This is a genomic window from Proteocatella sphenisci DSM 23131 (assembly GCF_000423525.1).
GTDB lineage: Bacteria > Bacillota > Clostridia > Peptostreptococcales > Filifactoraceae > Proteocatella > Proteocatella sphenisci.
In genome coordinates this window covers 1-21,535 of record NZ_AUID01000028.1, presented here as the reverse complement: position 1 = coordinate 21,535, position 21,535 = coordinate 1, and the positions used below count along the sequence as shown (strand labels likewise).

20 protein-coding genes are annotated in these 21,535 nt (G+C 38.6%); 18 read left to right on the top strand and 2 right to left on the bottom strand.

The window, feature by feature from the left end; all coding sequences use genetic code 11:
* Positions 1 to 242: 242 nt before the first annotated feature.
* From G558_RS0110085 to G558_RS0110015, 15 genes are all read left to right on the top strand, one after another.
* On the top strand, positions 243 to 1,472 hold the full coding sequence (locus tag G558_RS0110085; RefSeq protein ID WP_028830062.1) for a molybdopterin molybdotransferase MoeA: 1,230 nt from the start codon (positions 243 to 245) through the stop codon (positions 1,470 to 1,472).
* A gap of 4 nt (positions 1,473 to 1,476) precedes the next feature.
* On the top strand, positions 1,477 to 3,378 hold the full coding sequence (locus G558_RS0110080; RefSeq protein WP_028830061.1) for a molybdopterin biosynthesis protein: 1,902 nt from the start codon (positions 1,477 to 1,479) through the stop codon (positions 3,376 to 3,378).
* Positions 3,371 to 4,321 (top strand): GTP 3',8-cyclase MoaA, encoded by a 951-nt coding sequence (gene moaA, locus G558_RS0110075; RefSeq protein ID WP_028830060.1) that lies wholly within the window; start codon positions 3,371 to 3,373, stop codon positions 4,319 to 4,321. Before G558_RS0110080 ends, moaA begins: the two co-directional genes overlap by 8 nt.
* Position 4,322: 1 nt before the next feature.
* Complete coding sequence (gene moaC / locus G558_RS0110070; protein WP_028830059.1) at positions 4,323 to 4,808, top strand: cyclic pyranopterin monophosphate synthase MoaC; 486 nt, start codon at positions 4,323 to 4,325, stop codon at positions 4,806 to 4,808.
* Entirely contained in the window at positions 4,801 to 5,250 is a 450-nt protein-coding gene (locus G558_RS0110065; protein WP_036931898.1) for an MOSC domain-containing protein, read from the top strand. The genes moaC and G558_RS0110065 overlap by 8 nt, the downstream gene beginning before the upstream one ends.
* 21 nt (positions 5,251 to 5,271) lie before the next feature.
* Positions 5,272 to 5,766, top strand: a complete 495-nt coding sequence (locus G558_RS0110060) for a MogA/MoaB family molybdenum cofactor biosynthesis protein (protein ID WP_028830057.1) — start codon at positions 5,272 to 5,274, stop codon at positions 5,764 to 5,766.
* Positions 5,767 to 5,999: 233 nt separating this feature from the next.
* Positions 6,000 to 7,793, top strand: coding sequence for an aldehyde ferredoxin oxidoreductase family protein (locus tag G558_RS0110055; RefSeq protein ID WP_028830056.1), 1,794 nt, complete (start codon positions 6,000 to 6,002; stop codon positions 7,791 to 7,793).
* Between the two features lie 30 nt (positions 7,794 to 7,823).
* Positions 7,824 to 8,045 carry a MoaD/ThiS family protein gene (locus tag G558_RS0110050; protein ID WP_036931897.1) on the top strand — a complete coding sequence of 74 codons (222 nt, stop codon included), beginning with the start codon at positions 7,824 to 7,826 and terminating at the stop codon, positions 8,043 to 8,045.
* A gap of 170 nt (positions 8,046 to 8,215) precedes the next feature.
* On the top strand, positions 8,216 to 9,556 hold the full coding sequence (locus tag G558_RS0110045; RefSeq protein WP_028830054.1) for a cation:dicarboxylate symporter family transporter: 1,341 nt from the start codon (positions 8,216 to 8,218) through the stop codon (positions 9,554 to 9,556).
* Between the two features lie 22 nt (positions 9,557 to 9,578).
* A complete protein-coding gene (locus G558_RS0110040) occupies positions 9,579 to 10,271 on the top strand; it encodes a response regulator transcription factor (RefSeq protein ID WP_028830053.1) in 693 nt (230 codons plus the stop codon).
* A 24-nt stretch (positions 10,272 to 10,295) separates the two neighbouring features.
* Positions 10,296 to 11,678 (top strand): sensor histidine kinase, encoded by a 1,383-nt coding sequence (locus tag G558_RS0110035; RefSeq protein WP_028830052.1) that lies wholly within the window; start codon positions 10,296 to 10,298, stop codon positions 11,676 to 11,678.
* A gap of 98 nt (positions 11,679 to 11,776) precedes the next feature.
* On the top strand, positions 11,777 to 13,207 hold the full coding sequence (locus G558_RS13010) for an urease accessory protein UreH domain-containing protein (protein ID WP_051188639.1): 1,431 nt from the start codon (positions 11,777 to 11,779) through the stop codon (positions 13,205 to 13,207).
* A gap of 27 nt (positions 13,208 to 13,234) precedes the next feature.
* Positions 13,235 to 15,490: a heavy metal translocating P-type ATPase gene (locus G558_RS13005; protein WP_051188638.1), complete on the top strand. Its 2,256-nt coding sequence runs from the start codon at positions 13,235 to 13,237 to the stop codon at positions 15,488 to 15,490.
* A 34-nt stretch (positions 15,491 to 15,524) separates the two neighbouring features.
* Entirely contained in the window at positions 15,525 to 16,187 is a 663-nt protein-coding gene (locus G558_RS0110020; protein ID WP_028830051.1) for a hypothetical protein, read from the top strand.
* Between the two features lie 95 nt (positions 16,188 to 16,282).
* Positions 16,283 to 16,486 carry a heavy-metal-associated domain-containing protein gene (locus G558_RS0110015; RefSeq protein WP_028830050.1) on the top strand — a complete coding sequence of 68 codons (204 nt, stop codon included), beginning with the start codon at positions 16,283 to 16,285 and terminating at the stop codon, positions 16,484 to 16,486.
* A 73-nt stretch (positions 16,487 to 16,559) separates the two neighbouring features.
* Here the strand turns inward: G558_RS0110015 and G558_RS13000 are convergent, their stop codons facing one another.
* Positions 16,560 to 17,930, bottom strand: coding sequence for an MATE family efflux transporter (locus G558_RS13000; RefSeq protein WP_051188637.1), 1,371 nt, complete (start codon positions 17,928 to 17,930; stop codon positions 16,560 to 16,562).
* A gap of 86 nt (positions 17,931 to 18,016) precedes the next feature.
* Here G558_RS13000 and G558_RS0110005 point away from each other — a divergent pair, with 86 nt between their 5' ends.
* Genes G558_RS0110005 through rlmD form a run of 3 tightly spaced genes read left to right on the top strand, consistent with a single transcriptional unit; the run spans position 18,017 to position 21,044 of the window.
* Positions 18,017 to 18,760, top strand: coding sequence for a class I SAM-dependent methyltransferase (locus tag G558_RS0110005; protein WP_036931896.1), 744 nt, complete (start codon positions 18,017 to 18,019; stop codon positions 18,758 to 18,760).
* 26 nt (positions 18,761 to 18,786) lie between these two features.
* Positions 18,787 to 19,674, top strand: a complete 888-nt coding sequence (gene hslO, locus G558_RS0110000) for an Hsp33 family molecular chaperone HslO (RefSeq protein ID WP_028830048.1) — start codon at positions 18,787 to 18,789, stop codon at positions 19,672 to 19,674.
* A gap of 8 nt (positions 19,675 to 19,682) precedes the next feature.
* Positions 19,683 to 21,044 (top strand): 23S rRNA (uracil(1939)-C(5))-methyltransferase RlmD, encoded by a 1,362-nt coding sequence (gene rlmD / locus G558_RS0109995; protein WP_028830047.1) that lies wholly within the window; start codon positions 19,683 to 19,685, stop codon positions 21,042 to 21,044.
* Between the two features lie 140 nt (positions 21,045 to 21,184).
* On the opposite strand, the gene G558_RS12995 is transcribed toward rlmD, so the two are convergent.
* A partial coding sequence (locus tag G558_RS12995; protein ID WP_036931895.1) for a transposase occupies positions 21,185 to 21,535 on the bottom strand: 351 nt, incomplete at its 5' end.

Here is a 21,535-nt window from a genome sequence, read left to right as displayed (position 1 = left end):
GTCGGGGAGGGTACCGCCCTTAGAGCCTGGAGAATCTTGCTTCATCAGAAGCATTGACCAGGAAGCCCCCACTTCTTAAGTGGTGGGTAGTTCACAACCGATTTCATGATCTTTTGCCTGCCTATGTACAAAAAATATATTAAGTGTTAAAATACGAGTAATAGCAGGATTTTGAGAAGTAGCGCAGCAACCCAATATCGAGGTTGCTTTTTTTGAAGGCTATAGAGAAAGTGGGATATAATATGAAATTATTGAAAGTCGATTTTGTTGAAGAAGCCATAAAGAAATCTATAGATTATATCAAGGAAAACTGGGAAATTAAACCAGAAACAGTTTCATTAAACAAGGCATATGGACGAATACTCTTTGAAGATGCAAGGAGCGAAGAAGATGTTCCCAACTTTAATCGTTCAACTGTAGATGGATATTCGGTTATAGCAGCCGATACATATGGTGCATCAGAAAGCATACCGACTATACTTTCACTCAAAGAAAGCGTAGAAATGGGAAGGATTTCTGATACAAAAGTAAAAAGTGGAGAATGTGCATATGTTCCTACGGGAGGAATGATACCCGAGGGAGCAGATGCCATGGTAATGATAGAATATACAGAGATATTTGGAGATGATGAAGTTGCTGTGTATTTACCTGTAGCTTACAGAGAAGGCGTTACGCTCAAAGGAGAAGACGTAAAATCAGGCTCGACGGTTCTGAAAAAAGGTACGCATATTGGAGCAAAAGAGATTGGAGTGCTTGCAGCAACCGGTTACGGCATGGTCAAAGTATTTCCTGAGCTGAGTATATCCATATTTTCAACAGGTGATGAGATAATAGATCCTTCAGAAAAATATGAGACCGGACTCGTGAGAGATATAAACGGATATGGAGTAGGAGCTATGGCGCTTGAGCTTGGAATGAATATAATGCGTCACAAAATCATAAAAGACGATGAGAATATGCTGATAACAGCGCTAAAAGAAGCATCAAAAGACAGTGATATAGTGATAATTTCGGGAGGAAGCTCGCAGGGGATAAAAGATTACAGTGAAAAAGTAATTGATCTTATGGGAAGCCCCGGAGTTTTTACACATGGACTTGCCATCAAACCAGGCAAACCAACTATAATTGGAGCATCGGATGGAGTACTGTATGTAGGACTTCCTGGTCATCCAGTTTCGGCAATGATTGTATTTGATGTAATAGTAGGAGACATAATAAGAACGATAAGAGGCGAAAAATCAAAGCCCTATATATATGCAAAGATGAAAACCAATGCAGCATCAGCCCCTGGCAAACAGACGTATTTGCTTGCCAGGCTCACAGAAGAACATGGAGAGTGGATGGCAGAACCTGTTTATGGTAAATCAGGACTTATAACAAGCCTGAGTCAGGCGGATGGATACATAGTAATAGATAAAAACTGCGAAGGAATAAGAAAGGATGAAATTGTCAAAATAAGACAATTAGGGTGATCTTATGGCAAAAAGGAATCTTTATCTGACTAATACGCCAATAGAAGAAGCTAAGCAGATATATACAGAGGCGCTTGCAGATTTTTTGAAAACTAAACAGACAGAAGCTATAAAAGTTACAGACAGCCTTGAAAGAATCAGTTCCAGTGCAGTATATGCAAAATATTCATCCCCTTTGTATAATTGCGCTGCCATGGATGGCATAATGACAGAGTCGAAATACACAAAATCGGCAAGTGAAGAAGAACCGCTTGTACTTATCGAAGGAAAATTTGAGCAAATAGATACAGGTGACCCAATTACAGACCCCTTTGACTGTGTAATAATGGCAGAGGATATAATAGAAAAAGACGGGCATCTTGAAATAACAGCCCCGGCTCATTCGTGGCAACATGTAAGACCCATTGGCGAAGATATTGTAGCAACTGAGCTCATAATTCCTACAAATCATGAAATAAGACCAATGGATATCGGAGTATTACTTTCTGCAGGGATAACAACTATAGAAGTATATAAAAAACTTAAGGTCGGAATAATACCTACTGGAACAGAAATGATAGAGCCCGAAGACAATCCAAAGCTTGGAGATATAATCGAATCCAACTCAAGAGTTTTTGAAGCCATGGTAACCCAGTGTGGAGCAATACCACTCAGGATACCACCTGTAAAAGATGATTATGATATTCTGAAAAAAGAGATACTGACCCTTACTGGAAAATGTGACATGGTTATTATAAACGCCGGTTCAAGCGCCGGCAGGGAGGATTTCACCTCAGCTATACTAAGAGATATTGGCGAAGTATTTGTACATGGAGTAGCCATAAAGCCTGGAAAACCGGCAATACTTGGAAAAGTTGGAAAAGTTCCGGTGATAGGGATTCCGGGATATCCCGTTTCTGCGTATCTGGTATTTGAAGAGTTTGTAACTCCCCTGCTTAAGAAAATGTCGCACAAAGAAAGCGCCAAAGATGAGATAATAGAAGCAATCTCCACGAGAAGGATAGTGTCATCACTCAAGCATCAGGAATATGTAAGAGTAAAAGTAGGAAAAGTGGATGGTAAATTCGTAGCAACATCGCTTTCAAGAGGAGCGGGAGCAGCAATGTCGCTTGTAAGGAGCGATGGATTTTGCATAATACCTCAAAACAGCGAGGGTGTAGAGGCCAATGAAACAGTTAAGGTAAGACTTGTAAGAGAAAAGAGCGAACTTGAAAAAACTATCGTAAGCATAGGAAGTCATGACATGATACTAGATATAATAAATGACATATCAGCAGTGGGAGGTTATGGATTTCAGCTTTCAAGCTCTCATACGGGTTCACTTACAGGCCTTATGTCACTTAAAAAAGGTGAATGTCACCTCGCGCCAGTGCATTTGTTAAGTAGCGATGGTATATATAATATAGCTAGCATAAAAAAAATCATAAAAGAACCTTCGGCTCTCATAAAGGGAGTAATAAGAATCCAGGGGATAATGGTTCCAAAAGGAAATCCGAAAAATATAAAAAGCATAAAGGATCTTACTTCTTGCAGCTTTATAAACAGACAAAGAGGTTCAGGAACAAGAGTACTTCTTGACTATATGCTCGAAAAAGAAGGAATAGAAAAAGATTTGATAAAAGGCTATGAAAGAGAAGCCACCACCCACATGGCAGTTGCTGCGGCGGTGAAAAGCGGATCGTGTGACTGCGGACTTGGAGTATATTCAGCAGCATCAGCGCTGGATCTTGACTTTATACCAGTAGGAGAAGAAGAATATGATTTTGCAGTCATGCGGAAATATCTGGAGCTTGATAATGTAAAACAATTTATAACTATGTTAAAGAGCAAAGCCTTCAAAGAAAGACTCGATGAGCTGGGAGGATACAAATTCAAGAATACAGGGGAGGTGGTTATAATTGATTGACAATCATGGAAGAAAAATCAATTATCTGAGAGTATCGGTGACAGATCTGTGCCAGTTTAGGTGCACCTACTGTATACCTGAATGTGGTATAAAACAGCTTGATCACAGAGAACTGTTGAGCCTTGAAGAAATATATACTGTGATAAGAGAATTCACTATGCTTGGAGTAGATAAGGTGAGATTTACAGGAGGAGAACCACTCGTCAGAAAAGGCATACTAGGCCTGATAGAAAGTGTATCAAGACTCGAAAAGATAAAAGATATAGCCATGACAACAAATGGAGCACTTCTTGAAAAAATGGCCAAGCCTCTAAAAAACAACGGACTCCAAAGAGTAAACATTAGTTTAGATACCCTCAACGAGAAAAAGTTCAGAGAAATAACCCGAACCGGTGAGCTCAGCGATGTTATAAAAGGCATAGAAGCCGCAAAAAAAGAAGGCCTTGGAGTGAAATTTAATGTAGTTCTCATGAAAGATTTCAATGACGACGAAATAGAAGATCTGATAGAGCTTACCAATATATATGATGCAGATGTAAGGTTTATAGAGCTTATGCCAATTGGAGAGAATCAAGGCTATGCAAAGGCGCATTTTATGTCATGTGAAGATATACTCAAAAAAGTAGATCTAAAGCCTGTTGTTTCTGATGATCCCCATGCTCCTACAAAATATTACAGGTATGGAAACGCTGTAGGACGAGTAGGATTTATAACAGCTATTTCTTCGCATTTTTGCGGTGACTGTAACAGGATGAGACTTACATCAGATGGAAAGCTAAAACCCTGTCTTCACAGCAATAAGGAGATAGACCTGCGAAACGCCATAAGAAGCAGCGAAGATCTTGGAGAAATTATAAAATCAGCAATACAAAGTAAACCCGAAAAACATTACCTTTTAGAAAATCAGATAATAGACAGAGGGATGAGCCGTATAGGAGGATAAAATGGAATTTACTCACATAAACACCCAAGGAAGAGGTAAGATGGTAGAAGTCGGTGACAAGCAGATAACAAAGCGCACAGCACTGGCACACGCACAGATAAGCATGAAGAAAGAAACCTTTACAAAAATACAAGAAGGATATATGAAAAAAGGCGATGTCCTTTGCGTAGCGCAGATTGCTGGAATAACAGGAGCAAAAAAAACATGGGATATAATTCCAATGTGCCATCCCCTTATGCTCACAGGGATAGATATTGAATTTGAATATGATGCAGATAAACCGGTCATACACATTTATGCAACGGTAAGCAACGAGGGAAAAACCGGAGTAGAGATGGAAGCCCTTACTGCCTGCTCAGTTGCGGCACTCACTATATATGATATGTGCAAAGCTGTAGACAAGGATATGACAATTTCAGACATATTTCTTATGGAAAAAATTGGTGGCAAAAGCGGCCATTACAAAAGGAGCGAAGAAAATGAATAAAGGAAAAGTACTTTCAATAAACATTTCAAAGAAAAAAGGCGAAATGAAAGAACCTCTTTCAGAGGGGAATTTCATTGAAGATTTTGGACTTGAAGGAGACGCACACGGAGGGAAATGGCACAGGCAGGTAAGCCTTCTGGCACAGGAGTCCATAGACATAATGACATCTCTGGGAGCAGAAGGACTGTGTTTTGGTAATTTTGCAGAAAATATAACTACGCATGGCATAACTCTTCATGAAATCCCTGTAGGAGCAAAAATAAAAATAGGACAAACTTTACAAGAAGTCACTCAGATAGGAAAAGAATGTCATGCAGACCAGGGTTGCGCAGTAGCTCAGAAGGTTGGAAAATGCATAATGCCCACTCAAGGCATATTCACGCGAATCATAAAAGGTGGAATTGTTAAAATTGGAGATGAGATAGAGATAATAAAAGATTAGACTGTTAAGAAAGGAAAAAGCATGGTCATCAGATATGGAATTATTGTAATAAGCGACAAAGGATCCGAAGGAGAAAGAAAAGACGGCTGCAAAGAAGTAATAGAGCAGAGCCTTAAAGGTGAGGTATTTGCACCATCTTATTATACGATAGTACCAGACGAAACAGAAGACATACAAAAAGCTATAAAGCACTGCAGCGACACTCTTGGGATTGAACTCGTATTGACTTCAGGGGGAACGGGATTCTCAAAAAGAGACATAACTCCCGAAGCTACTCTTCCCCTCCTTGAAAAACTTACGCCAGGGATAAGTGAAGCTATAAGATATATGAGCCTTCAGATAACACCAAAGGCAATGCTTTCAAGAGCAGTTTCAGGAATTAGAAAAGAAACACTGATAATAAATTTGCCAGGCAGTCCAAAAGCGGTAGAAGAATCTGTTGATTATATAAAAGAGCCAATTATACATGGCATAGAGATTATGAAGGGCACCGCGAGCGAGTGTGCAAGAAAATAAGGAGCGAGTGTGTAAGAAAAAAATGTTTACAAATTCAGAATATTATGGTAATATAGTATTGAGATCCGAGTGTTACCAACAAGCCGGTAACACCAATGGGTACTGAGGATGTTTCAGTGCCTCCCGTGTTTGGAAAGGTCCCGCATTAGTTTGCGTGTCCTTTTTTGTTTGCTTTAAAAGCAATTAAAAAGGGACATATTGAGATATTATTTGCCAGAGAAAGGAAGAGTGCCATGAAAACAACTTATAATGGAAAAATGCTCAGAATAAATCTTACGACAGGGGAAATAAAGATAGAAAAGCTTGATTTGGATCTTGCAAAAAAATTCATCGGGGGAAGAGGCCTTGGAACAAAAATACTGATGGACGAAGGCATTGCAAAAGTAGAACCACTTTCTGAACTGAATAAACTGATATATATAACTGGACCTATGACAGGAGCAGCAGTGCCAACAGGTGGCCGATATATGGTAGTAACAAAATCCCCGCTTAACAATATGATAGCCAGCTCAAATTCTGGTGGCCAGTGGGGAGCAAAACTTAAATATGCAGGATGGGACGCTATAATAGTAGAGGGTAAGTCAGAAAAACCTGTGTATATAAATATTGAAGATGAAAAAGTAGAGATACTTCCTGCTGAAAATATTTGGGGCAAAAAATCAGAAGACGTAGATGACATGCTCAAAGAACTGTATCCAAAATGTTCAGTTCTAAATATTGGCCCTGCAGGTGAAAGACTCTCTCTCATTGCAGCAATTATGAATGATAAAGACAGAGCAGCTGGAAGAGGTGGAGTAGGAGCAGTAATGGGCTCGAAAAACCTTAAAGCAATATCAGTTACTGCAACAAAAAAAGTAATGGAACCTTTTGACGCAGAAGCCCTTAAAGAAGTAACCAGGATTTCAAATCAAAAAATAAAAGAAAACGGAGTTACAAGCGTAGGACTTCCAACCTATGGAACAGCAGTACTTGTAAATATAATAAACAACTTAGGAACACTGCCAACCAACAACTGGCAAGAATCGTATTATCCAGATGCAGATAAATTCTCCGGGGAGACATTAAAAGAAGATTTTCTCGAAAAACAGGGATTCTGTCATAGATGTCCAATCGGGTGCGGCCGTGTAATAAAACTTAACGACAAGATAATGGGTGGACCTGAATATGAACCACTTTGGGCATATGGATCAAACTGTGGAATTTCAGATCTTAAGGCAATATCAGAAGCAAACTACTGGTGTAATGAATATGGTATGGATGCTATATCAGCTCCTTGTACAATAGCAGCAGCAATGGAACTTTATCAGAAAGGTTACATCAAAGAAGAAGAATGCGAAGGCGTGCCCCTGGTATGGGGAAGCAGCGAGGCTATAGTTGAGTGGACAAAACGCATGGGAGCCTGTGAAACAAAACTTGGAAAACTCATGTCAGAAGGTTCATACAGACTTTGTGAATACTATGGTCATCCAGAAATTTCCATGTCAGTTAAAAAACAGGAAATGCCTGCTTATGATGCACGTGCAATACAAGGCATGGGAATAACCTATGCAACAAGCAACAGAGGAGGCTGCCACGTTAGAGGGTATTTAATATCTCCAGAAGTCCTTGGTATGCCAGAACAACTTGACAGACTAGCTACAGAAGGAAAAGCCGTTTGGGCAAAGATATTCCAGGATCTTACTGCAGTAATTGACTCCATGGGAATGTGTCTGTTTACATCATTCGCAATGGGAGCACCTGAATATGCGGCTATGCTTAATGCAGGAACAGGAACAGAGCACACAGTAGAATCACTGCTTGAAACAGGAGAAAGAATTTACAATATAGAGCGTATGTTTAATAAAGATGCAGGAATGAAGCCTGAAGATGACAGCCTTCCAAAACGTCTTACTGAGGAACCTATATCAAATGGACCTTCAAAGGGAGAAATAAGTAAAATTGGTATAACACTCCCTGAATACTACGCTGTACGTGGCTGGGTAAATGCATTCCCAACAGAAGAAACCATAAAACGTCTTGGACTTTAAGATGTATCAAAGGATATCAGGAGGAAATCAATGATAGAAGTAAGACTTTTTGCAACCTTCAGAGAAGGGCGAGAAAAAATCCAGTATCTGGATCCGCAAAATTTTTCAGAAGTTTCGCAAGTACTGGATTATCTCAAGATACCTCACGAAGAAGTAGCCATATGTCTCGTTAATGGCATGCACTCCAAGCTGGACAAAGAACTAAAAGATGAAGATGTACTCGCACTCTTTCCGCCAGTAGGAGGAGGCTAAAGCAACTATTTCCCAACAAACGAACACCCCCATTAATGTAATAAATCCGGAAAGGGCCGTATCTTATGATGCGGTCTTTTTCTGAGAAAAATACTATTGACAGGTATTATGAAATAGCATAAAATAATAAACATAGTAAACATATGATAATAGTAAGAAAAGAGGAGTTTATGCAAAATACATTTTTATCAGAGTATTTATTAATTGGAAGTTTCAAAACGGTATTATTTTTATTGGTGCTCTTTGCTACCTTCTACGTCAACTGGAAGCTGCAGGGCAAAAAAATCAACTTTACGTTAAGAATGCTGACATCAATCTTAATGGGACTTATAATAGGCGGAGCAATACAGTTTGCTGCCGGGTTTCCCGATAAGCCATCGGATATATCATGGGTAAAAGAAGTGACTTCATGGTATGGATTTTTTGGAAATGGATTCATGGACCTTCTCAAGATGATAGTAGTGCCAATAGTATTCCTTTCGATTGTCAGGGTGATTATTAATATGAAGGGAAAAGACCTTGGAAAGCTTACTGCAAAAACCTTAACCATGCTTATTCTGACAACTATTCTCGCAGCGATTACAGGAATCGCTGTAGGAAACATATTCAATCTTGGCTCAGGTATGCAGCTTGCTTCAAATCCAGATCTGCAACTCAGAGAAGTGACAACCATTGTAAAAACTCTCAGAGATCTTATACCTTCAAATCCATTTGCGGCAATGGTAAATGGTAATGTGGTAGGGGTAATAATATTTGCAGCATTTACAGGATTTGCGACCAGAAGGATAAACACTAAAAATCATGATAAGGTAGAGACTGTTATAAAATTAATAGAAGGCGCGTATAGTGTTATAAGCAGCATTGCCATGACTATAATAAAGCTTATGCCCTATGCAGTTACAGCGCTGCTGGCAAATACCATTGCAAGCAATGGACTGTCTTCGGTTGTACTTGTACTTGATTTTATGATGGCACTGTATACAAGTGTAGTAATTATGTTTATAATACATCTTATAATTATAGCCTTAAATGGGATAAATCCGGTAAGATATCTTAAAGATGCATTCGCGCCAATCGCACTGGCCTTCACATCCAGATCAAGCCTGGGAACTCTTCCTGTAACAATAGAGACTTTAATAGAGAAATTCAAGCTTGATGAAGGAACAGCAACTCTTGCAGGAAGCCTGGGAGCAAACATGGGAATGAACGGTTGCGCAGGAATCTATCCAGCACTGGCTGTAGTGACAGTTGCCAATATGACTGGAATACAGATGGACATTTCTTTTTATGTAATGCTTCTTATAGTAATAGCGATAAGTTCACTTGGGATAGCTGGTATTCCGGGGACGGCGACAATTGCACTGGCACTTACACTTTCTGGTATGGGAATGGGAGAATATTTCCCGCTTCTTGGAGGAATAATTGCAATAGACCCTATCCTCGATATGGGAAGAACCATGCTCAACGTAAATGGAACCATGACTACTGCAATAACAGTTTCTAAAAAATAAAGTAAGTATCAAGGAGAAAAATATGGTAGAATCAAAAAAAATACTGATTGTCGAAGACGAAGAGAAAATAGCAGAAGCGATAGAAGCATATCTCAAAAACTCCGGTTACGAGACTTTTAAGGCACTAAATGGAAGAGATGCCATAGATATGTTTGAAAAGAAATCTCCCGATCTTGTAATACTCGATCTTATGCTTCCTGAGATATCAGGAGAAGAAATATGCAGACACATCAGAAGAAGCTCAAGGACTCCTGTGATAATGCTTACTGCAAAAGTCACAGAAAATGACAGAGTCCAGGGGCTCGATATTGGAGCGGACGACTATATCAGCAAGCCTTTCAGCCCTAGAGAACTTGTCGCCAGAGTAGCCGCAATTTTAAGAAGAACCAGCGAAAACACCCATCTTTTTAACAAGATGAGTTGGAATGATTCAGATCTTGAAATAGATATCAGTTCTTCGACCGTAAGAAAAAATGGCGTCGCAGTAAACCTGACACCAAGTGAGTACAGTATACTCCTCGCGCTTATAAAACATCCAAACATGACCTTCACAAGAGAAGAACTCATAAGTATAACCCTTGGAGAAGATTATGAAGGATATGACAGAATTGTAGATTCGCACATAAAAAATCTGAGGAGCAAAATAGAAACAGACACCTCAAGTCCTCAATATATCCTTACAGTAAGAGGAATTGGATATAAATTTGGTGTTTAATATTAAGATAAGAAGAGGAAATAGATGAAAATTTCTATGAAAGTAAAGCTGATACTATCCTACGTCATGATATCGAGTTTTATAGTATTATCACTTTTAATCACCTCCAATTTCATGTTGGAGCGTCAGTTTCAGAAATATGTGACTCAAAGTCAGGAGAATTTAAATCTGGAAATAGTAAATCAGATATCAAAAGAATTTGCACAAAAAGGAGCAGCTGACGAAGAATTTCTGGCCGTACTGGGTCAAAATTCCCTGGACAGAGGCATCGTCCTTATGGTAAATGATACAAAGGGGGAAGAACTATTTTGCATGAGTTGCCTGAACAGCATGGAGTGCGATAACATGATTTCAGCAATGGAACAGACAATGGTTGAAAGGTATCCCAACTGGAGTGGAGAATATACAGAAAAGACCTATCAGATAACAAACGGGGAAGTCACATATGGAACCGCAGTGCTTGGGTATTACGGGCCTTTTTATTACAACACCCAAGACTTGGAATTTATTGACATGCTTAATCACATGTTCTTTATAGTTGCAGCTATATTTCTTCTTATTGCGGCATTTTTGGGATATGTAATGGCGAAAAGGATTTCAAAACCATTAGAAAATGTTATACAACAAACTTCTGAGATAGGCAGAGGAAAATATCATGAACGTATAAAGTGTGATTCTGATATTCTTGAGCTTAATGATCTTGTGGGAAGTGTCAATAATCTTGCAAACAATCTTGAGATCCAGCAAAAAATCAAAAAAAGAATGGCAGGAGATTTTGCTCATGAATTCAGGACCCCTCTCACATCACTTCGCATAAATATGGAGGGTATGATTGATGGTGTTTTGGAAACAGAAAACTCCAGGCTTGAGGGCTGCCTCGATGAGATAAACAGGCTCACGAGGATGGTATCAGATATAGACAAACTGGTAGAGATAGAAAGCGAGAATCTCATACTGAATATGGAAAGCTTCAGCCTCAATTCTCTTGTAGAAAATATTATAAAGACGTTTGAAGGAGAGACAAAGCGAAAAAATATCAGTTTTGAGTTCAACGAAGAGCCTCAGGAAATAATAGCAGACAAAGATAAGATGAGTCAGGTATTTGTAAATCTTATTTCAAATGCTGTAAAATATACAGACTCCGGAACTATAAAAATAAGCTTCAGTAAAAAAGAAAATATACTAGAGATAAAGATAAGCGACACAGGAATAGGGATTTCCAGAAAAGACCTTCCAGATATCTTTGAATATCTTTACAGAAGTGACGAGTCAAGAAACAGGAACACGGGGGGCTCAGGTATAGGGCTTTCAATAGTAAAATCAATAATAACCGCACACGCAGGCAAGATAGATGTGCAGAGCGAACCTGGAAAAGGGACTGAATTTACAATAGAACTAAACCTTTGAGAAAATTCTCAGAGGTTTTTTTTAATCTTCATACAATCTACACAATAAAATGATAAAATCTGTACATAAAATAAGATTATGCGAATGGAGATGAGGATATGCAAACCCAGACTGTAAAACTGAAGATTGGAAATATGACCTGCAGCGGCTGCGAAAAAAGAATAGAATCAAGGCTGGGAAGAATGGATGGCATAAAGGACGTAAAAGCAAGCTACGAATTATCATCGGCAACGATAGAATATGCGAGCGAGCTGGTATCAATAGTTGAGATAAAAAAAGCTCTTGATCATATGGGCTACACGACAGGCGAAGATAACCTTGTGTCAAGACTTTCTGAGATAGCCCTGATTGCAGTGATAATGGCTGCGATATATCTGGTGGCAAGATTTACAGGCCTTATATATATATTCAACAGTTTTCCAACAGCTCAGGCAGGCATGAGCTACGCGGCCCTGTTTGTAATTGGACTGCTCACGTCTGTACATTGCATCGCGATGTGCGGGGGCATCAACCTTTCTCAGAGCGTTTCAAGACATACCCCGCTGCTGGAAGAACAAAAAAAGACTTCATCAGTAATGCCAGGATTAAAATATAACCTTGGCAGAGTAGTCTCATATACAATTATCGGAGGAATTGCAGGAGCGATAGGTTCGGTAATAAGTTTTTCTGGGGCAGCTAGAGGAGTGGTTCTTATCTTGGCAGCAGTGTTTATGATAATAATGGGTATTAACACGCTAAATATAATCCCGGGACTTAAAAAATTCAATCCCAGGATGCCAAAATTCATTTCAGACAGGCTTTCCAGGCATATCGGCTCAAAGCAAAGCTCTCACGCACCATTTTATGTAGGGCTTTTAAACGGTCTGATGCCGTGTGGGCCACTCCAGACCATGCAGCTTTATGCACTTTCAACAGGATCTGCTCTGCAGGGAGCCATATCTATGTTCATATTCAGTATTGGTACATTTCCATTGATGTTCGGATTAGGAGTAGTGAGTACTATGTTAAGTAAAAAATTCAAAAAAAGAATGATAACAGTAAGTGGAGTTTTAGTTATTGCACTTGGAATATTTATGTTTCAAAGCGGGATGAGCCTTTCTGGTACAGGGTTTGCGCAGGATTCAAATGCCATAGACACTTCAGGTACGGTAATTGAAAATGGAATCCAGACGGTTACAATGCAGGTTGGGCCAGGGAGCTATGAGCCTATAGTTGTTCAAAAGGGAGTTCCGGTAAAGTGGATTATAAATGTAGATAAAGAAAATCTCAATGGCTGTAATAATGAGATAATAGTTCCTGAGTATGGACTTGACATAAAATTACAACCAGGGGAGAATGTTTTAGAATTCACACCTGGTGAAACCGGAAAATTCGGCTACAGCTGCTGGATGGGGATGATAAGAAGCTCTATAACAGTTGTAGATGACCTTTCTGCAGGGATAACAGATAAAGATACTGCTTCGGATAAAGAATTCCAAGGCGCTGCAGCAGCTCCAGGAGGATGCTGCGCTGCAGGATTTAACAGTTAAAAATATAGGGTACAGAAAGAGGAAATCATGAGAAGAGAAGTCTTAAAAATATCAGGAATGACATGCGCAGCCTGCTCAGCAAGAATAGAAAAAGTCGTCTCAAAAATAGAGGGAATTGAAAGCGTGATTGTAAATCTTACCACAGAAAGACTTTCGGCATATATAGATGAAGACGTTGTAGATGTGGAAAAGATAAAAATCGCTGTGGAAAAAGCAGGCTTTGGATGGTCAGAAATAAAAGAAGGCAGCATTCAAGCAGACGAAGACAGAAAAAAGAAAGAAAGAGATATAAAGCTGCTCTGGACTAAGTTTATAGTTTCGGCTGTGTTTTCGCTGCCACTCCTGTATATATCGATGGGGTCGATGCTAAGTTTTCTCAGCTTCCTGCCAATACCAAAGTATCTTGAACCAATGAATTATCCGCTCAATTTTGCTCTGGTTCAGATACTGCTTACAATACCAGTGCTTATAGCCGGCAACAGATTCTATGTAGTAGGATTTCGCGCTATAAGGATGAAAAGTCCAAATATGGACAGCCTTATTGCAATGGGAACTACTGCAGCCCTTGTGTACAGTCTTTACTCAACGTGGCAGATTACGCAGGGCAATATGGGATTCGTAGAAGGACTTTATTTTGAAACAGCAGGAGTTATAATTACCCTTATACTCCTTGGGAAATCAATGGAAGCCGTTTCAAAGGGAAGAACATCAGAGGCAATAAAAAAGCTGATGGGACTTGCTCCAAAAACTGCAATCATTATTAAAAATGGAAAAGAAATCGAAATCCATATAGATGAGGTTCAAGAAAACGACATAGTCCTTGCAAAACCAGGAGCAAAGATTCCCGTAGATGGAGAAATTACAGAAGGATTTACATCAATAGATGAATCCATGCTTACAGGAGAAAGCATGCCAGTAGACAAAAAAACGGGAGATAAAGTATTTGCAGCCACCATAAACAAAAATGGTCTGATAAGATTCAGAGCAACTAAAGTTGGAGACAACACAGCACTTGCCCAGATAATAAAACTCATTGAAGACGCTCAGCAGTCCAAGGCTCCAATAGCCCAGCTGGCGGATATAGTATCAGGTTATTTTGTACCAACTGTGTTTATTATAGCGCTCGCTTCATTTGCACTCTGGATGTTAAGTGGAGAAACACTCAATTTTTCTCTTACAATCTTCATATCAGTTCTCGTAATTGCCTGCCCATGCGCTCTTGGACTGGCGACTCCTACAGCAATAATGGTAGGAACAGGCAAAGGCGCTGAAAAAGGAATCCTTATAAAAGGCGGAGAAGCGCTCGAGATGACTCACAAGATAGACAATATAATATTTGACAAGACAGGCACAATAACTGAAGGAAAACCGACGGTAACAGATATAATAACAGTAGGAGAAATAGGCAAAGACAGCCTTCTTAGAATAACTGCATCAGCAGAAAAAGGAAGCGAGCACCCGCTTGGCGAAGCTATAGTGAAGAGTGCCACTCAAAAAAACATGGAGCTGTATCCTATAGAAGAATTCGAGTCAATAACCGGTAACGGCATAGTTGCAAGAGTAAACGGCAATCAGCTTCTAATTGGAAATCTACGTCTTATGCAGTCAAATAATATACAGATAGAAAAAGTAAAAGATGAAGCAGAAAGACTCGCGGGACAGGGAAAAACTCCTATGTATATAGCAGTAGAAAACAAGCTCGCAGGAATAATAGCAGTAGCAGACGTTGTAAAGCCAGGCAGTGCAAAGGCAGTAAAAAAACTTATGGATATGGGAATAGAAGTTGCAATGATTACAGGCGACAACAGGTACACCGCAGAGGCCATAGCAAAAGAAGTAGGAATAACAAGAGTATTGTCCGAAGTACTTCTACAAGATAAATCAGGCGAAGTTAAAAAATTTCAAGAGGAAGGACGATGCGTGGCAATGGTAGGCGACGGCATCAACGACGCACCAGCACTTGTACAGTCAGACATCGGAATAGCGATAGGTTCGGGAACCGATGTGGCAATTGAATCTGCAGACATAGTCCTCATGCACAGTGAACTTATGGATGTAGTGACCGCAATACAGCTGTCAAAGAGCACCATAAAAAACATAAAACAGAATCTGTTCTGGGCATTTGCATACAATGTAGCAGGCATACCACTGGCTGCAGGAGTGCTTCATATATTTGGAGGACCACTGCTTAACCCTATATTTGCAGCAGCAGCCATGTCACTTAGCTCAGTCTCAGTACTTTCAAATGCACTTAGATTGAGACGATTCAAGGTATCAGATTAGAAAAATATAGACATAAAAAAGAAGGGGAAATCCAATGAAGAAAAAATCAAAAATTGCGGCAGTTTCACTAATATCTATAATCGTCCTTTCTGGATGTCAACAGACAGATGTACTTGGAAACAATGCTCAGGCCAGTTTTGAAAAAATATTAGAAAGTCAGCAGAAAGTTATAACACAGACACAGAAAGAAGATTCACTTAGAAGTGATTTTACATCGTATATTCTCACAGCATCAGACGGGAGCTCCAAATTTTTCTGGGGGAAAAACACAGGCATAAGTGTAGATGCCCAGCCCTTTATAGATGCCGGACTGGATAAAGACAAACTCGCTCCAGAAATCCTGATTGATGGGAACCTTGTAATATCAGTAGAAATGCCGGGATATCAAGATAAAGAAAACGGCCCGTCTGAAGAATTCAACAGCTATGTGAAAAATGCAAGAGATTCAGTAGGATATCATGCCCCAATGGATCACTTTGGGATAAAGCTTGGAAATGGAAATATGTTTGAATGGGCACAGAAAATAGATTCAAATGACAAGGATATAGTTTTCGTACTCGATCCTGAGTTTATAGCTCAGTATGGAGCAGATGTTACAAATATTGAGGGATGGCTGTATGCAGACGTTGAAGTCATGGACGAAGATGGAAAGCTGATAAACGTTAAAAAACTGCTCAAACCATTTGATTTTAAGTAGAAGGTATTCATTGTAGCAAATCTGAAAAAGTGGTACAATTGTAGTAATAAAGACGTACAAAATGTATTCTCTGAAAAATTTAAAGGAGGAATTATATGAAAACAGTTATAAAAGTAGAAGGTATGATGTGTTCTCATTGTGAAGACAGGGTAACAAAAGTTCTTTCAGCAATCGAAGGAGTATCTTCCGTAGTAGTTGATCTAGAAGCGAAAACTGTAACAGTAGATCACGCTGATATTGTAAGCTTTGACACTCTTAAAAATGAAATAGAAGACCAGGGATATGATGTTATAGTATAAACACAGATAAAAAATTCAAAAATACCTGCAGAATCTGATATAAGAATCTGCAGGTATTTTAATTTTTAAATTTCTAAATATCAGCTAAAGCTTTATGATTAAGCGATGCATGATGAAGTCTGGATAGATTTTTTAGTTCTGCCGCTATAAACACTATTGCGATAACCGATGCAATGCAGTCTGATACAGCATTACTCATATATATACCATCTACTCCAAATATAGGAGCCATTATAAGGATAGAAGGAACCACGATTACTCCATATCTCAGAAATGACAGTATACTCGAAAGTCTTGGTTTTCCAACTGACTGGAAATATTGAGCACTTATTGTCTGAAGACCTACAAGAGGCAGCATGCTGAGATAAACACGTATAGCTCCAGATGTAAGACTTATCAGATTTGGATCATCGGTAAACAGTCTAACCACAATGAACGGGAAAAACTGAATCATAGCAAACAGGAATATAGAAAGTACAAAAGAATAAATCAGAGATAACCTCAGTGAATGAGCAACCCTGTCGTATTTTCTTGCTCCCCAGTTATATCCACATATTGGCTGGTTACCCTGAACTATACCAAATACAATCATATGATAGAAACTAAATATAGTAGACATGATGGTAACTGATGCAATATCAAGGTCTGTTCCGTATTTCAGGAAACTCCAGTTGATGAATATACTCACAAAACTGGCAAGTACCTGAACTAAAAATGTAGGAGATCCATTCCTCATAATCTGTGAGAAAAGTTTGGCTTCACCATGTATTTTTGTGAACTTAAGATTTATCGCAAAATCCTTACCCTTTACAAACATGTAGATTACATAAACTGTGAGTACAGTCTGCGAAATCACAGTAGCTATAGCTGCTCCGGCAATACCCATATCCAGCACAAATATAAAAATTGGATCAAGAATTATATTAAGAACAGAAGTGAATAGTATAATATTCATCGAAATGCGGGCCTTTCCAATAGCACGCAAAGAATTGTTCAGGCAGTATCCAGGAATTCCTACTATTGCACCTATAATTATTATTTCAATATAGGATTTTGCATAGGGCATGGTTGCTTCAGAGATAGAAAGCATGCCAAGAATGGCATCTTCAAAAACAATATAAAAACCTGCAAATAGGATCATGGCAATAACTATATATTTCAATGCCAGAAAAAGTATTTCCTCAGCCTCATCTTTTTTTCCTTCCCCAAGCCTTATAGAAATCAACGTGGAGGTTCCGACCCCAACAAGCAGTACCAGAGACATATGAAGTATCTGTACAGGCATGGTTATTCCAACCCCAGTAAGCGCAAGCGGGTCAATCCTTCCTACATAAATTCTGTCTACAATATTAAAAATAGCCCCACTCAGCATTCCGAGTATAGCGGGGATACTTAGTTCCCAAAGCAATTTATTAATATTTTCTTCACCTAATCTATTATTCATTTTTACTCCTTTTTAGTGTATAATATTAGCTCAGAGTATATTATAATACAGAATATGAAATAAAGAAACATGAAAAGAGGGAAACCATGCAATACAGCGTACTTTCTCAAATATATGACCAGCTTATGGTCAATGTGGATTATGAGATGTGGGCATCATATATAGAGTCTCTTATACTAGAGCAGGGACCAAAGCCTCAAAACATCCTCGAGCTGGGATGCGGAAGCGGAAACGTTACAGAAAAACTTCTGGAAAAAGGTTATGAGGTGGTAGGTATAGACTACTCCGAAGAAATGCTTGAAATAGCCGAAGAAAAAACCGAGGAATTTGGGAATAATATAATTTACATTCAGCAGGACCTTAGAGAGATAGACTTTGAAGTATATGAAATAGATACAGTCATAAGTGCCAATGACACCTTCAATTATATGACTGATATAAAAGATATAGAGCACGTACTGACATATCTCTACCCAAGGATAAAAAAAGGTGGACAGCTGGTATTTGACATAAGCTCGCAGTACAAACTTGAAAAAGTGCTGGGAAACAATACCTACGGCGAAAGCTTTGATGATATGGTGTATCTTTGGGAAAATTTTTATGATAAAGAGCAGAAGCTTATCAATATGGAGATAAACTTTTTTGAAAAAAGCGAAAAAGAGTATAAAAGGTTCAGTGAGACCCATATACAAAAAGCCTACACTGCAGAAGAAATAAAAGAACTGCTTCAAAAAATCGGGTATGAAAATATAAAAGTATATGCAGATTTTGAAAAAGAAGAAGGCTACAACAACAATTCGCAGAGGATATTTTTCAGCTGCAGAAAATAGTAAAATAAATACGAAAGGAAATTTTCATGGGAAAAATAGTAAGAGCAATCAGCGGAGATTACGCAATAAGAATGTTTGCAATAGACTCAACAGATATGGTAGAAGAAGCAAGAAAAATACATGATACCTCACCCGTAGTTACCGCAGCACTAGGAAGAATGATAACTGCAGCATCCATGATGGGCGTTATGATGAAAGGCGATAATGACAAACTGACACTTGTCATAAAAGGTGACGGAGAGATAAAAAACATCACATGCGTCGCAAATTCAAAAGGTACAGTAAAGGCATACCCCGTAAATCCATATGTAGATCTGCCTATAAGAGAAACAGATGGAAAACTGGATGTATCAGGGGCCATAGGGAAAAATGGAAACCTTATAGTCATGAGAGACTTTGGTCTAAAAGATCCATATATAGGGCAGATAGACCTTGTAAGCGGAGAAGTGGCAGAAGACCTTACAGCATATTATGCATACTCAGAGCAGCAGCCATCAGCCATAGCACTAGGAGTACTTGTAGATAAAGACCTCAGCGTAAAATCAGCTGGAGGATTTATAATTCAGCTTATGCCAGATGCAACAGAAGAGCAGATAGTAAAACTTGAAACAAATCTTGCAAAGATAAAGTCAGTTTCACATCTCATAGACGAAGGCCACTCACCGGAAAAGCTAGTCGAGATACTGCTTGATGGTATGGATCCATTAATAAATGAGACCATCGAAGTAAAGCTTGAATGCGACTGCAGCAGAGAAAGAATGGAAAAAGCACTCATAAGCATAGGAATTAAAGACCTTGAAGAAATACTTCACGAAGATAAAAAAGCAGAGATACAGTGCCATTTTTGCAACAAAAAATACGATTTTGATGAGAATGACCTCACAAAACTTATAGAAACACTAAAAACCAATTAGGAGAAAAAATGCTGAAAAAAGATGAGATTTATGAAATTCAAATAGTAGATATGGGAAACAAAGGCGAGGCCATAGGAAAAACTGACGGCTTTACCGTATTTGTAGACGGAGCAGTAAAAGGAGATTTAGTAAAAGGAAGAATTACGCTTTCCAAGAAAAACTATGCAGTAGCCGATCTTGTAGAAATAGTAACCCCAAGCGAAGACAGAGTTACACCAAGATGCGAACTTTCAGGAATATGCGGCGGATGTCAGATAATGCACATGGACTACAAAAAACAGCTCGAGATGAAATCAGACCAGCTAAGACAAAGCCTTGTAAGAATAGGAAAAATAGAAAACCCTAATCTGCTTCCTATAATAGGAATGGAAGACCCATATAACTATAGAAACAAGGCCCAATTTCCACTGGAAATAGACAGCAAGGGAAACCTTCAGATAGGATTTTACAAGAAATTCAGCCATAATGTAATACCATTTGATACCTGTCATATCCAAGACCCAATAAACGACAAGATACTCAAAGTAGTAAAAGAATATATAGCAAAAAATGAGATAACAATCTATGACGAAAAGACAAACGAAGGTAATATAAAAAGAATCGTTACAAAAGTAGGCTTCAAGACAGGTGAAGTTATGGTAGTCATAGTTACAAAAGGGAAAATTCTTAAGAACAATGACCAGTTGGTATCGATGCTTAAAAAAGAAGTACCAGGGCTTACTACCGTAGTTCAAAATATCAATTCAAAACAGACAAATGTAATACTTGGACATAAAAACTTCGTACTTTACGGAACAGGAACTATAACAGACAAGCTTCACGATCTTGTGTTTGAAATATCTCCAAATTCATTCTATCAGGTAAACCCAGTTCAGACAGACGTGCTTTATTCAAAAGCGCTTGAATTTGCAGATATAGACAGCACAAAGACCGTAGTAGACGTATACTGCGGAATCGGTACGATATCTCTTTTCCTTGCTCAAAAAGCTAAGAAAGTTATAGGAATAGAAGTCTTGGAAGAATCTATTGAAGATGCAAAGCGAAATGCAGAAATAAACAAGCTGAGCAATGCAGAATTCCTTTGCGGTAAAGCCGAAGAAGTACTTCCAAAACTTTACGAAGAAGGCATAAGAGCCGATGTAGTAGTAGTAGATCCACCGAGAAAAGGCTGCGAAGAAATCGTCCTAAAAACAATAGCTGAAATGAACGTAGAGAAAATAGTATACATCTCATGCAACCCGTCAACACTTGCAAGAGACATAGAGATACTTTCACATCACGGCTATAAGATGGAAAAAGTACAGGGAGTAGATATGTTCCCTCACTCAATGCATATAGAATCAGTGACCCTGCTTGTAAAGAAAGTGTAGAAATAAAATAAAGTTCTGCTTCAGGGGCTGTCGGAAAACAACGTTTTTTGACACCTGCACTTAAATAATTAAAAATCCCAGATTATTCAACATCTACAAAAATGTAGATAACCGAATAATTTGGGATTTTTTTGTTTAACTTAATATTTATTTAAATTTCTTCCTACAGCGTATAAAAGAAATTCTTTGTATACTTTTTCAGATGTACGATGGTTAAATCTTCTGAAATTATCATTTTCTTTTATGTCTCCAAAATGACCTTCGGTCTGGATAGAACGTATCTGACGATAAAATATACCTTTTTCACTTTGGATATTATTATTAGACTCTGACTTTAATGTTTCCCAAAGTAGATTTATCTTCATAACTTTGTTTTTGTGGATATCTTTTTCTTCATTGTATTTATACAAGCAGTGAGGCTTAAACTCACAACCGCTGCAATTCTTGCAAGAGTATACCTCGAAATTATGTCTGTAACCATTCTTATTTCT

Bases quoted from the DNA above. Each gene is read 5' to 3' on its own strand.
- G558_RS0110055 (WP_028830056.1), top strand. From the start codon at position 6,000: ATGAAAACAACTTATAATGGAAAAATGCTCAGAATAAATCTTACGACA.
- G558_RS13000 (WP_051188637.1), bottom strand. From the start codon at position 17,930: ATGAATAATAGATTAGGTGAAGAAAATATTAATAAATTGCTTTGGGAA.
- G558_RS0110045 (WP_028830054.1), top strand. From the start codon at position 8,216: ATGCAAAATACATTTTTATCAGAGTATTTATTAATTGGAAGTTTCAAA.
- G558_RS0110005 (WP_036931896.1), top strand. From the start codon at position 18,017: ATGCAATACAGCGTACTTTCTCAAATATATGACCAGCTTATGGTCAAT.
- G558_RS0110060 (WP_028830057.1), top strand. From the start codon at position 5,272: ATGGTCATCAGATATGGAATTATTGTAATAAGCGACAAAGGATCCGAA.
- G558_RS0110035 (WP_028830052.1), top strand. From the start codon at position 10,296: ATGAAAATTTCTATGAAAGTAAAGCTGATACTATCCTACGTCATGATA.
- G558_RS0110040 (WP_028830053.1), top strand. From the start codon at position 9,579: ATGGTAGAATCAAAAAAAATACTGATTGTCGAAGACGAAGAGAAAATA.
- G558_RS0110050 (WP_036931897.1), top strand. From the start codon at position 7,824: ATGATAGAAGTAAGACTTTTTGCAACCTTCAGAGAAGGGCGAGAAAAA.
- G558_RS0110020 (WP_028830051.1), top strand. From the start codon at position 15,525: ATGAAGAAAAAATCAAAAATTGCGGCAGTTTCACTAATATCTATAATC.
- moaC (WP_028830059.1), top strand. From the start codon at position 4,323: ATGGAATTTACTCACATAAACACCCAAGGAAGAGGTAAGATGGTAGAA.
- rlmD (WP_028830047.1), top strand. From the start codon at position 19,683: ATGCTGAAAAAAGATGAGATTTATGAAATTCAAATAGTAGATATGGGA.
- G558_RS0110085 (WP_028830062.1), top strand. From the start codon at position 243: ATGAAATTATTGAAAGTCGATTTTGTTGAAGAAGCCATAAAGAAATCT.
- G558_RS0110080 (WP_028830061.1), top strand. From the start codon at position 1,477: ATGGCAAAAAGGAATCTTTATCTGACTAATACGCCAATAGAAGAAGCT.
- G558_RS0110065 (WP_036931898.1), top strand. From the start codon at position 4,801: ATGAATAAAGGAAAAGTACTTTCAATAAACATTTCAAAGAAAAAAGGC.
- G558_RS0110015 (WP_028830050.1), top strand. From the start codon at position 16,283: ATGAAAACAGTTATAAAAGTAGAAGGTATGATGTGTTCTCATTGTGAA.
- hslO (WP_028830048.1), top strand. From the start codon at position 18,787: ATGGGAAAAATAGTAAGAGCAATCAGCGGAGATTACGCAATAAGAATG.
- G558_RS13010 (WP_051188639.1), top strand. From the start codon at position 11,777: ATGCAAACCCAGACTGTAAAACTGAAGATTGGAAATATGACCTGCAGC.
- G558_RS13005 (WP_051188638.1), top strand. From the start codon at position 13,235: ATGAGAAGAGAAGTCTTAAAAATATCAGGAATGACATGCGCAGCCTGC.